The 13,336-nt window shown below is 45.4% G+C and carries 9 protein-coding genes; 2 read left to right on the top strand and 7 right to left on the bottom strand.

The features are described from left to right. Window positions 1–153: 153 nt before the first annotated feature. From JMX48_RS02085 to JMX48_RS02095, 3 genes are all read right to left on the bottom strand, one after another. Window positions 154–4,170: an AAA family ATPase gene (locus JMX48_RS02085; RefSeq protein WP_201533742.1), complete on the bottom strand. Its 4,017-nt coding sequence runs from the start codon at window positions 4,168–4,170 to the stop codon at window positions 154–156. A gap of 283 nt (window positions 4,171–4,453) precedes the next feature. Next, window positions 4,454–4,873, bottom strand: coding sequence for a GNAT family N-acetyltransferase (locus JMX48_RS02090; protein WP_201533745.1), 420 nt, complete (start codon window positions 4,871–4,873; stop codon window positions 4,454–4,456). Between the two features lie 60 nt (window positions 4,874–4,933). Continuing rightward, complete coding sequence (locus JMX48_RS02095) at window positions 4,934–6,007, bottom strand: WG repeat-containing protein (RefSeq protein WP_201533747.1); 1,074 nt, start codon at window positions 6,005–6,007, stop codon at window positions 4,934–4,936. A 319-nt stretch (window positions 6,008–6,326) separates the two neighbouring features. Here JMX48_RS02095 and JMX48_RS02100 point away from each other — a divergent pair, with 319 nt between their 5' ends. Then, window positions 6,327–7,316, top strand: coding sequence for a biotin--[acetyl-CoA-carboxylase] ligase (locus tag JMX48_RS02100; protein WP_201533749.1), 990 nt, complete (start codon window positions 6,327–6,329; stop codon window positions 7,314–7,316). 83 nt (window positions 7,317–7,399) lie between these two features. Further along, window positions 7,400–8,128: a pantothenate kinase gene (locus JMX48_RS02105; RefSeq protein WP_201533751.1), complete on the top strand. Its 729-nt coding sequence runs from the start codon at window positions 7,400–7,402 to the stop codon at window positions 8,126–8,128. Window positions 8,129–8,218: 90 nt separating this feature from the next. On the opposite strand, the gene JMX48_RS02110 is transcribed toward JMX48_RS02105, so the two are convergent. The 4 genes from JMX48_RS02110 to JMX48_RS02125 form a co-directional block, all read right to left on the bottom strand. Next, on the bottom strand, window positions 8,219–8,731 hold the full coding sequence (locus tag JMX48_RS02110; RefSeq protein WP_201533753.1) for a TonB family protein: 513 nt from the start codon (window positions 8,729–8,731) through the stop codon (window positions 8,219–8,221). A 124-nt stretch (window positions 8,732–8,855) separates the two neighbouring features. Beyond that, complete coding sequence (locus JMX48_RS02115; RefSeq protein ID WP_201533755.1) at window positions 8,856–10,043, bottom strand: isovaleryl-CoA dehydrogenase; 1,188 nt, start codon at window positions 10,041–10,043, stop codon at window positions 8,856–8,858. Window positions 10,044–10,280: 237 nt separating this feature from the next. Further along, window positions 10,281–11,201, bottom strand: coding sequence for a hydroxymethylglutaryl-CoA lyase (locus JMX48_RS02120; RefSeq protein ID WP_320158140.1), 921 nt, complete (start codon window positions 11,199–11,201; stop codon window positions 10,281–10,283). Window positions 11,202–11,226: 25 nt separating this feature from the next. Then, window positions 11,227–13,332 carry an acetyl/propionyl/methylcrotonyl-CoA carboxylase subunit alpha gene (locus JMX48_RS02125; RefSeq protein WP_201533757.1) on the bottom strand — a complete coding sequence of 702 codons (2,106 nt, stop codon included), beginning with the start codon at window positions 13,330–13,332 and terminating at the stop codon, window positions 11,227–11,229. Window positions 13,333–13,336 lie beyond the last annotated feature (4 nt).

The raw sequence follows: 13,336 nt of genomic DNA on the forward strand, positions 1-13,336 counted from the left end.
GCTAATTAACATCGTCACCATATAGTCATCGTTTATCGTCAGCCCGACACACTTGCGTTACGTTACAAACTCAATCCTAACTATACCACCAGAAACGGCTGCCAGTTATCACTTATTTTTGCTATTCAGCAATGCTTTTAATTAACAATGCTCTTAACTAGAAATGTAACGTGCAGCCTCATCGAGCGAGACGCTGACCAAAGTAGAAATCCCAGCACTTGGCATCGTCACGCCTTTGAGCTCGCCAGCAATCTGCATCGTCAGCTTATTATGACTGATAAAGACAAACTGCAAATCCTCCGCCAATTCATGAATCAAACTGGTAAAACGGGCGACGTTGGCATCATCAAGTGGCGCATCGACTTCATCCAGTACACAGAATGGCGCGGGATGTTGCTTAAATATGGCAAAAATCAAGCTCAGCGCGGTAAGGGTTTTTTCACCGCCCGACAGCACAGCCAATCGGCTATTACGCTTGCCCTTTGGTTGTGCCATCAAAGTCAGCCCTGCGCGCCATTGCTCAGACTTGTACTTATCAGCGGGTATATTGGCTGGCATATCGTCCGTGTTTAAAGTCAAACTGGCTTGCCCGCCACCAAAGACTTTGGCAAACAAATTGGCAAGCTCGTTATTGACGGCCTCTAGCGTCTGCATAAACAGCGTCTTGGTCGTCTCATCAATCGAAGCAATCGCTTCTGTCAACGTATCCATACTGGCCGCAATGTCTGCTGTCTGTTTTGCCAATGGCTCTAAGCGTTCATTAACTTCCGCCAATTCTGCCACTGCCGCTAGATTGACCGCACCAATTTTGCCCAATTGCTGCTCAAGGCTTTTATACTCTTTCTCAAGCTCAGCGATTTTGTCAGGACGTACACGGCGATCATGGGCGATAAAATCCGCCAACAGGTTTGAGACACTCATGGTTTGCTGCGGGTGCGGCGACAGGTTCGATGCCGCTTTATATTGATGACTGACACGATAATATGCGTCTAAGGCATCTTGTGTATGACTGCTGGCATCGTCCAACCTTGCAGCGCTTAGTGCCAGCTCAGTGCCGTGATTAGCCAGCTGATTTTGCTGAATTTGCAGGCTATTTTGTAGCGCCTCTAATTCTGTTTGCTGATGAGCATAATCTTGCTTAAGCGCGTTCAAGGCCATCTCGCGCTTCGTTAATACTACTTGCTGTGCATCACGTGCACTTTGAACTGTTTGCAATGCTGCTTGCAACGCTGGCAGTTTATTTTGCTGCTGCTCATGGCTGGCTTTTAGATGTTGCTCGTTTTGTAGCGACTTGTCATGCTGCTGGGTCGCACGCGCAAGACTACTGGCGCTATGCTCTAAACGTATCTCGCTTTGCTGAATACTCAGCTGCAATGCTTGCCAAGCGTCATCGTCTGCTTGACGCGCGCGGTTCAGCTCATTGCGCTCCGCTTGCAATTGCTGGCTCGTCGCTCGTGCATCCGCTATCTTGGGGGTCAATGCTGCTATTTCACTGTGAATATGCTGCTGCTCATGATTCAGCGTTTGCTGCTCTTGCGCCAATTCTTGCTGCTCTTGCTCAAGTGCCGCTTTATCAGCATTTAGGCGTTGGCTATCGGCTTGCAAGCGCTCAAAACTTGCACGCTGCGTGGTTAGCTGCTGCTGACATTGATGTTTGTCACGGGTTAACTGCTCGATTTGCGCACGCGTCTCTTCTACATTAACCGTCAGGGCATCAGCGTCACGCTGGTTATTAGCGATGGCTTTTTCCTGATCTTGTATGGTGGTTTCAAGTGCTTCAAGCAGTGCTTCTAGCGCTTGTAAACGGGTGCGCTGCTGCAAACGCTGCGTTAAGAATTGACTATTACTATCATTCTGCGTGCCAGCAAATTTGCTTACGTTAATCGTCCCTTGCCGACTGATAAGCCAACCATCTGTGCTGAGCAAAATGGCGGAAGCTGGCAGAGCTTTTAAGATATCAGTCAGCGCCTCAAGCGTTTGTTGATTGCTTATTTCAGTCGATGCGATATATAAATAGCAGTGCTGCCACAGCGTTAAGTTCGGTGCCGTAATCAGCTGTGATAATGGCAATACCTTATCAACCAGTTTGTCTGGCAAATTATCAATAAATGGCGCTGCATTCGCGTCGTTTTGCTCGGCAGATAACCACAAGCTATGCCCTGTCTCTACGGCTGACTTGTTTTTTATACTGGAATTTTGGTTTTGTAGCGTTTGATAAGTCAGTAAATCGGTTATGCCATGCTCAAGTGCTTGCCATAAGCTGGCTGATTTTTGAGAATTGCCATTATCATTATCAATGCTTGGGTAGATGGCTGATTCGGTTTGGTTTGAGTGCTTAGTTTGATTGGCTTGATCGGTAATCAGCACATGGCTGTCTAACCATAGCGCCAATACACTATCGAGCAACGAGGCGTACTCTTGCCCCTTTGCGCTCAGCTCAATCTGCTCACGCAAGGTTACAATAGCCAAGTCGTGACTGTTATTGACAGCGTTCGTGTCTGAACCCGTTTGCTCATTACGAGGCTGTTGAGATTTTGGCGTCGGTTTAGGATGCAGTATCTGATGTAGGGTATCGTACTCGCCTGCCAGTAATGCATGACGCTTTTCATGCTCGCTCAACTCGCGCTGCTGCGTCATCAGGCTTTGTTGTAACTTGTGAGCTTGCGGCTGTAACTCGGACAGGCGCTCATCGACGCTGTCTTGTTGCCGTTCAATCTGCTGCAACTGTTTGCTTAGCTCAGCAACTTGCGTCTCTAGCGTTTGGTGTAAGTCTTGAACATTTGGATTTTCTAGTGCATCACTATTGTTAGAAGGCGATATATTAGCAGAGGACATGTTAGATGGCGGCGTGTTAGAAGGCAACAGTGACCGCTGTAATTGCTGCCATAGATTCTGCCAGTTCTGCTGGCGGCGTTGCCATTTATCATCACTTTGCTGGTAGCGTTTTTGCGACTGAGTATTCATCGCTTGCTGTTGCTCAAGTGTGCGGGCATTATCTTGCAAGCGTGACAGCTGGTTTTGTGCTTCATGCCATGCACGTTGCAGGGGCTGCTCGCTACGTTTATGCGACTCGCGTTTGCTGGTCAATTCACTCAGCTGTGGACGCAATGCTGCTAGTATATTTTGCTGCTCAGCTTGCTCTGCCGTTAACTGGTTAATCTCACCAGCGGCTTGCTCGCGCTGCTGATCTAGGCTGGCCAGTTGCTGCTCGATAGTGGCCAGCTGTGATTTTGCCTCGCCCAGTTGATGCTCCGCTTGTTGATGGTTTAGCTGCTGCTGGTAATGTACGCTTTGGGCATCGTCTTTTAGCCATTGCTCTTGATTGATATGATCGGACAGCTTATCTTGCTTGGCTTTTATATTCTCATAGCTGGCTTGTAGGGTTTTAACCGCAGTAGCGCTACGCTCGTGCGCTATTTTTTGCTGCTGCTGAGTATGTTTGGCGTGATATAACTGTTGAATGGCGAGCTGCTGCTTAATATCAGCCAGCGTCAATGCCAGCGCTTCGTAACGCTGGGCACTGGCTGCTTGCTTAGACAAGGTCTTATGTTGGCGTACCAGCTCGCTTTGCATATCATGCAGACGGGCTAAGTTTTCTTGGGTTTTCTCTAGCTTTTTTTGCGTTTCTTCGCGGCGTGCTTGATAGCGTGAGACGCCTGCCGCCTCTTCGATAAATTCGCGCAATTGCATGGGGCTGGATTCGACAATACGCCCAATCATGCCTTGTTCAATAACCGCATAACTGCGCGCGCCAAGTCCCGTACCCAAGAACACATCGACCACATCACGGCGACGACAGCGCGTGCCATTGATAAAATAATCCGAGCGTCCCTCTTTATTTATTTGACGACGGACGGACAGCTCTTGATAGAGATTGAATTCATGGCGAATACCCGTCTGCTCATCTTGCGTATGCTCAAAGGTCAGCTCGACACTGGCGACACTTTTGGCCGCTTTGTCTTGCGTACCCGCAAAGATGACATCGCTCATCGCCCCGCCACGCAGCTGCTTGGCAGAGGTTTCACCCAGCACCCAGCGAATAGCGTCAATGACGTTGGATTTGCCACAGCCATTCGGCCCGACAATGGCGGTGATACCATGACGGAAGGTAAAAGTCGTTGGATTGGCAAAGGATTTGAAGCCTGCCAGTTTTAGGGATTTTAAACGCATGAAGGATCAATAAACTTAGCAAAAACAGGCGGCTATTCTACCTGAAATTATGATGGATTTTTAGGGTTTGTGAGGTTTCATCGAGTTTTCAACAATTGCATATTAGAGAGCTTAAATGTTTATTAAAGCTTGTCCCGTCTATATTAAGTAGATTTAACTGAAACAGCTTCTCTCATATTACTTTCAAGGTAGACATATTTGTTATCATTCGCTTTTCAGCAAAAATCTCTTTAACTGTATATGTTAGGTATGTCTTCAATCTAAGCAATAATATCTAAATGGGCTAATATTTTTCAAATACATGCTGAACTTTAGCGCTATTAAAACCAATGGACTTATAAAAATTATGCGCATCAATGCGAGTCTCGTTACAACGAACTCGAACCTTTCCTTTATAATTTTCTAAACTGTTTTCAACCAGATGGCGACCAATACCTTGACCTCGAAATTCAGGATGAACCAGCAAACCGCCAATTTCATAAAAATCAGCAGATGCTAACCTACGAGCATAGAAAACATGTAACCAACCAACAATTCGACCGTCAATTTCAGAAACATATACCTCGTCTTCATCAGATTTCATAATATTGAGCAGTTTTTCAGTCGCTTGAGTTTGAGAAGTCTCCGCATAACCTAGATACTGCGATAGATCATGAATTGCATCAGCGTCCGCTTCGACTGCCAGCCTAACAACTATTTGCATTTTACTTTTCCTTTTATTTTTCGACTATTTTATAATCTTATACTGGCACGCTATCCGCCACTAACGCAGTGCTAACATAACCCTATCTATCGTTTTTTGGTTGGGGTCAGCCACTTCATTACCTTGCTTGTCTAACCAAAGTTTTCTACCTTTATATTTGGCAAATACCACGCCATTATCAAACTCTCCAATGATGTCATATATCGGCGGTACGACGATTGTTCCCGATTTATCAATAAAGCCAAAGTTATCTTTTTTCATCACGATAGCTAGGCCATCAATAAAGCTCTCTGCTCGTTGATAGGTAGGTTGGATAACCATATTGCCTAAGGTATCAATATAGCCATACTTGTTTTTCTTTTCTACAAAAGCCAGCCCTTCTTTAAACTCTACTGTCCAATCAAACTGATAAGGGATTTTGACAATGCCCATTTTATTAATATAACCCCATTTATTATTGAGCTTAACAGCCGCCAATCCAGCGTTGAAGCTATAAGCCTGCTCAAATATAGGCGTGATTATCATTTGACCTTGTTTATCGATGAAGCCCCATTTTCCATTTAATTCAACCCCTGCCAAACCTTCTGAAAAATTCAATGCGTTGGTATACACCAAAGGTGTAACCAGCTGTCCTGCTAAATCAATAAAACCCCATTTACCTGCAATATCTAATTGTACGGCGGCTAAATCTTCTTCAAAACCATAAGTCTCTTCGTATTTGAAAGGGATAGTAACTTTTCCCAATGGATCAATAAACCCGCATTTCCCGTCCTTTTCTACAAAGGCTAAGCCGCAATAAAAATCGTCCGCATCATCATAAATAGTAGGAATGACCAATTTACCCGCTTCATCAATAAAGCCATACTTAACATCATCATAGCTTTCACTATCTTTCATGACACAGACAATACTGCGACCATTCTGTAGGGGCATGACGTCATGATAAGGCAAGGTAGCAACAGTATGACCATTATTATCAATAAGGCTTCTCTCGCCCAGATAGTCCATAACTTTCACCGTCTCACTAAACTTTGTAAAGTAAGGTCGTGGTTTTTTGGCTGCTTCAATTCGCGCGCGTTCGGGATGTGAAAGTAGCCAAGGAAAAACTGAATATAAGGTATTTTTGAGGCTCATAACTGCGTCCTTTCTAAGTATCATTAGCTTGTTATGCATTTATGAACATTCTATATGACGAGATAATATGAGTATGAGCACTGCTTGTATTGAACGACCATACCCTAATCCTACTTAAGAGCCACTGCCCACCAGAAAACGCTCATGCATCTATTAGTATCCTTTATATCACCAATTTAACCGTTTGTACTACTTAGCTTTTATCATAGCAACTATCATATAAGCATGATGAATTGTATTTGCCAAATGATAACCCGACCTTTATGCTGTTTAATTTATATGCGTTATCACTCTTAAATCAATCATATCGACCAAACTTATGCTATCAGCTACCCACTTATCCGATTCTAAATCATACCAGCTCGACCATTTACCTGAGCTGAATCATCGCCACCTTGCTAGTAGCAGCTCTACCAATAGTGAGCTCATCGCAGCGTTGCAAGATGGCACCTTAAATTGCGCCGAGATGCATTTATTGACCGCAGAGACCCAAAGCTCAGGGCGTGGACAACACGGGCGCTCATGGCAATCGCCGCGTGGCAATGTTTATCTGTCGCTATATCACCCAGTGCATATGCCAGTCAGTGGTTTATTGTCACTAATTGTTGGCGTTGAGCTGGCAAAAATGCCGATCGTCCACACATTAAATGAGCAACTGCGTGCGCAAGGTTTGACACCAATTGGGGTAAAATGGGCAAATGATTTGGGGTTTTATCAAAGTCAGCATCCACTTGATAGTCAACCGACCTTGGATATACTTGCCTCAGATAAACCTGAATTAGCCCAACGAACGCTACCCTTTCATAAGCTGGCTGGTATTTTGATAGAGCCAGTGACGAAATCCGGCAAGTTGGTCGGCATCGTCATAGGCGTGGGTCTCAACGTACAAGCCGCACCCAAACTCACCGCGCAAACCTCTGAAGGGATGAGTTATCAAGCGATTAGCTTGCAGGATATTTGTGAGAGTATAACGCCAAAAGCATTGGCGATTGAGCTGCCAAGCCTGCGCGTGCTTTATCAACAGATGAGCAAGGCTTTGATGGCAGCTATGACGCGCTTTGAGCATCTAGGATTAGAGAAACCTACGGGTCATACCTCTTACTTGGACAGCTTCTTCAAACAGTTTGACTCGATGGATGCGCTAGCGGGTCTGCGCCTACGTGTCACTCAAGATCACAACAGTGAAGACCAGACCGTCACCGGTCATGCTTGCGGTATTGATACACACGGATGTTTGCAATTACGCCAAGATAGCGGTAAGATTTCTGCGCTTTTTACGGGACGCATCGACGTTATTCATCAGGTTTAAACCGCTTACTTAACGAGCACTAAACGTGAGCCAAGCATTAGCTTAGTCTATTGATAATTGGTTGACTGTATATAAGGATATTTATGCTCTGGCTTGATCTTGGGAACACTCGTCTAAAATACTGGCTGACCGATGACATCGGGCAGATAGTCGCACATGATGCCAAGCAACATTTGCAAGCGCCTGCCGAATTATTGATGGGTCTGACTGATCGTTTTGAGCGTTATGCGCCTGACTTTATTGGTATCTCATCAGTGCTGGGCGAGGATCTGAATATAAAAGTTTCAGACACATTAAGTCGTCTGAATACGCCGTTTGAGTTCGTTCATGTCGATGCGATGCACCCGCTTATGAAAAGTCATTATAATGACAAACAGCTCGGCTGTGATCGCTGGCTACAAATGCTAGGGGCCGTTGATAAGAAAAAACGTCAATGCATTATTGGCTGCGGTACGGCGGTGACGATTGATTTGATCGATCATGCTGAACATTTAGGCGGTTATATATTTCCCAGTATCTATCTGCAACGTGAGTCGTTGTTTTCTGGCACCAAGCAAATTACTATCTCCAATGGTATCTTTGATAGCGTTGGTCAAGGGATAACCACACAAGATGCGGTCCATCGCGGGATATTATTGTCGATTGTTGGCGCGATCAATGAGATTAGCCATCGCCACCCAAACTTTGAATTGATTATGACGGGCGGTGACGCAGCCATTATTGCCCAACACATCAATCGCCCAGTGCGATTGCGAGATGATTTATTATTAAATGGGCTGGCGCGTTATTTTGATTATCGTAAGCAGTCATGATAAGTCGTCAGTCGTTTTAACTAAAAAAAGCAGTACGTGTGAGGCGTAATGCTTTTTATTTGGATTATCAGCTTAATACTAATTATAAAATTATTGCTGATTAAATACGATCGGTATTGTAACTCTGCCATTTACCAACTGCCCTTTTATAGCAAAAGGTTTGAAACGAGCCTTTTTAAGCGATGTAGAAAAAATAGAATCTATATTCTCCACACCACTGCTTTCAATTACTTTGACTTCTCCAATATTACCTTGCTTATCAACGTATAATGAAAAGACCATTTTAAAGGGTTTTCTATCATAAGGTCCAATAATGTTTCCATGTTGATTAATAGAGAGAGGAGTTAAATATCGCTCCATAGAACGAGCAACTCGATCAAACCTTGGCGGTCTCAGCCAGCTAGCATCTCGGGTAGAGAGTTGAATAACTGGTTCAGGATTAGACAAATCGACCAACTCTGCATGCGCTATGGTCGTATTCGCTATAAAGGTAAAGAATGCAAGCCCGATGGCTAAAAAACCATGCTTGACTATGGTTTTCAAGTGAGTAGTAATATTAGAAATAGTATTAAAGGCTAATTCGATATGTAATTTATTGATCATTATAAAAGTCTTTTATTTAAGTCATTAAAAAGTGCCACGCTATTAGCTATATAACGTAGCACATTTTTAGATCTCAGAATAAAATTATTCGATAAAAGTTAACTTTTCAGATAACTAGCACTATTTACTTGGTCTCATTAAACAGCTCACGACCGATTAGCATACGGCGAATCTCGCTAGTGCCTGCGCCAATCTCATACAGCTTGGCATCGCGCCAGTAACGACCAAGCGGATACTCATTGGTATAGCCGTTACCGCCAAATATCTGAATGCCCTCGCCCGCCATCCACGTGGCTTTTTCGGCACACCATAAGATCACACTGGCACAGTCTTTACGCACTTCTCGGCTATGACCCGCACCGCGCGCGTCTAGCATGTCGAGGTTTTTACCCACAGTGTACAAGAAGCTGCGACCTGCTTGCAGTATGGTGTACATGTCGGCGACTTTGCCTTGGATGAGTTGAAACTCGCCGATGGCTTGACCGAATTGTTTACGATCATGGATATAGGGAACGACATTATCCATCACCGCTTGCATGATGCCGATAGGACCTGCGGCCAGTACCGCACGCTCGTAATCTAGTCCACTCATGAGCACCTTAACACCTTCGTTGAGGCTGCCTAAGATATTTTCGCGTGGTACTTCGACATTGTTAAAGGTCATCTCACCCGTATGGCTACCGCGCATACCCAGCTTGTCGAGCTTTTGCGCCGTACCAAATCCTTTCATACCTTTTTCGACAATAAATGCGGTCATGCCTTTACCGCCAAGCTCAGGATTGGTCTTTGCATAGACCACCATCACGTCAGCATCAGGGCCATTGGTGATCCACATTTTGCTGCCGTTTAACACATAATGTCCGTCTTTTTCTTCGGCTTTCAGCTTCATACTGACGACGTCTGAACCAGCGCCCGTCTCACTCATTGCGAGCGCACCAATGAACTCACCGCTGATGAGTTTTGGCAAATACTTTTGCTTTTGTGCGTCTGAGCCATTGCGTTTGATTTGATTGATACACAAATTTGAATGTGCGCCATAGCTCAGCGCGACAGAGGCAGAAGCGCGGCTAATCTCTTCCATCGCAACCATATGCGCGACGTAGCCCATATCTGCACCGCCGTACTCTTCAGGAACGGTGATGCCATGTAGACCGAGATCACCCATTTTTTGCCACAAATCCATGGGGAATTGATCGCTACTATCAATCTCACTCGCACGTGGGGCGATTTCTTTTGCCGCAAACTGCTGAACGACGTCACGTAACGCATCGATGTCTTCGCCAAGCTGAAAATTTAATCCAGGTAAACTCATAACCATTCCTTGTCTATAAATGTTTTAATGCTTAAATTTTAATATGTTTTAGAGCAACTTCATTTTTGATGCCATTTTTTATGTCACGGTCAATTCTAAGTAAAGCCGATACGTTAATAATCTCGCACTACTGGTGCCAATTTTTCTTGCTTGCTGTTCGCAGGCGTGACAGAAGCTGCGAAAAATTTTCTCCAGTAGTACTTGTATCTTTTTTAAAGTAAATGACTTATATATTGGTTAAGACTGACGTTTATTAATCAGTGCTCGTGCCACATTTGAACCGTTAGGACGACCTAAGAATTTGCTAATACGCTCGCCAGCAACGACCAATTTATCCAAATCAATTCCGGTGCTAATTCCCATACCATGTAGCATATAAACTACGTCTTCAGTTGCAACATTTCCCGTTGCGCCTTTGGCATAGGGACAACCGCCAAGCCCAGCGACTGAGGTGTCAAATTCACTGACACCCATTTGTAAAGCGGCTAACGTGTTACTTAACGCTTGACCATAGGTATCATGAAAATGCCCTGATAGTATAGCGATATCCGCATATTCAAGCGCTGCCTGTAACGCTCGTTGTACTTTGAGTGGCGTACCAACACCAATGGTATCTGCAATGCCGATTTGCTCAGCACCAATCTCAAGCAAACGTTTGGTCACATAGGCCACTTGGCTGGGATCAATCTCGCCTTCGTAAGGGCAACCGACGGTACAAGAAATGACCCCACGTACTTTGATGCCTTGCGCTTTTGCAGCAGCAGCAACGGGCGCGAAACGCTCAATGCTCTCATCGATACTACAATTGATATTTTTTTGGCTAAAGGTTTCGCTGGCTGAGCCAAAAATGACGATTTCGTCGGGACGATGCAAGATCGCATTTTCAAAACCGCGCATATTGGGCACGAGTACCGAATAACAGACGTCGGCGTGCCTCGTAGACTCGATTGCTTCTAGTAAAGCGCTATTGTCGCCCATTTGCGGCACCCATTTCGGTGACACAAAGCTAGTGGCCTCAAGCTTTTGGACACCTGCCGCAATCAAGTCGTCGATAAGCGCTTGCTTTACCGCCGTCGGTACCGTCATGGACTCGTTTTGTAAGCCATCACGAGGACTGACATCAACGATAGTGACGTGTTTTGGATATGAGATACTCATACTAACTGTCCTTTCTCTGTTCTTTTTACTGATTCTCTTCACTGTCAATGCGCAGCAACTCGTCGCCATCAGCGACCAAATCACCCGCCGCAAATAGCAACTCTGCAACCACACCATCGGTCGGCGCGATAATCGTATGCTCAATTTTCATGGCTTCGATGACCGCAAGTGGCTCACCTTTTTTGACGGTATCACCAACGGCGACTTTGAAAGCAACGACCTGCCCTGGCATTGGCGATTTTAAACTGCCAACGGCGGCGGTGTCTTCATTCACGTGCGCCATAATATCAATCAATATAATCTCATCACGCCCGCTATCGCTAAAGACATAGACAGTCTCATTATGCATCCAGCTTTGCGCGCTGACACGTGCACCATCTAGCCATAAGGTATGGTTGTTTGCGTCACTACTGTCGTAACTGACTTGCCCTTCGTAGACAATTTTTGCTTGCTCATTTGTCTCTTTACTGTCTATATCGTTGTTAACGGTGTCTTTCTCAAGGATGAGGTCGAAACTACTGAGCGTTTTTGCGCCCTTTTTATTATCTGCGCAGTTTGCATTATGCCAATGGCTAATACCTGCGCGATAAGACTGCTCATCATAAATCAAGCTAAATGAGCGGGTATAGTCGCTATAAGCACGGAAGCCTGTCGCCTTGCTAAACGGATCTTTGTCTGTATTGTGCAACGTTGCTTCGCTAGCAAGTTGCTGGACAATAGCGGTCACAACCAGCGTCGATAAATTAAGCGGATGTTGATTAAACAGCACCTCACGCTCACGCTCAATCAATGCGGTATCGAGATTGGCCCCGCTAAACGAATCGGTATTTAAAATATAGCGCAAAAACGCCACGTTATTTGGTAAACCGACGATACGCGTTTGTGCCAATGCGCGATTGAGCTTTGCCAATGCTTGTGCGCGAGTGGGCGCATGAACGATCAGCTTGGCAATCATAGAATCATAGAACGGACTAATCACATCGCCCTCGCGTACCCCATCATCGATACGCACATCGTTAATAGTAAAGGTGCTGTGCTCAGGTTTTTGATAAGTGAACAACGTGCCCGTCGCTGGTAAAAACCCATTGTCAGGATTTTCAGCACAGATGCGCGCTTCAATCGCATGACCATTGATAACCAACTCGTCTTGCGTTTTGGGCAGTGGCAAACCTGCCGCTACCAACAGCTGCCACTCGACCAAATCGACGCCAGTAATGGCTTCGCTGACAGGATGCTCAACTTGCAGACGCGTATTCATCTCCATGAAATAAAAATTCATAGCATCTTCGCGCTGCTCAACGATAAATTCAACCGTGCCTGCACCAAAATAATTAACCGCACGCGCCGCTTCGATTGCAGCGGTTCCCATCGCTTCACGCATAACTGCGTCGACCCCCGGTGCGGGCGCTTCTTCTAATACTTTTTGATGGCGACGCTGCACTGAGCAATCACGCTCAAACAGATGCACATAATTGCCGTGTGTATCACCAAATACTTGGATTTCGATATGACGTGGTTTTAGCGCATATTTTTCGATCAATACTTGATCATTGCCAAAGCTAGTAATCGCTTCACGTCGGCACGAGTCTAACAAGTCAATAAAGTCGCTACTCTGCTCAACGATACGCATGCCTTTACCGCCGCCGCCAGCACTGGCTTTGATTAACACGGGATAACCAATAGCATCTGCCTGCTGCTGCAAAAATGCGGCGTCTTGGTTATCGCCATGATAACCGGGTATCAGTGGCACGCCAGCCGCTTCCATTAAACGCTTGGATTCAGATTTGCCACCCATGGCGCGAATAGCAGCGGCCGATGGTCCAATAAAGACCAAATCTGCATCTTGACAAGCCTGCGCAAAATCTGCGTTTTCACTTAAAAACCCATAACCGGGATGTATCGCTTGTGCACCAGTCTGAATCGCAATCGCAATGATTGCATCACCTTTAAGATAGCTGTCTTTTGGCGCAGAACCACCCAAATAAATAGCCTCATCACAGACAGCCACATGCTTGGCTTCGCGGTCAGCATTAGAATAAACAGCGACGGTACTGATACCTAGACGCTTGGCAGTCGCGGCCACTCGGCAGGCAATTTCACCACGGTTGGCGATCAAAATTTTAGTGAACATAACT

The organism is Psychrobacter immobilis (genome assembly GCF_904846225.1).
Classification (GTDB): Bacteria; Pseudomonadota; Gammaproteobacteria; order Pseudomonadales; family Moraxellaceae; genus Psychrobacter; species Psychrobacter immobilis_F.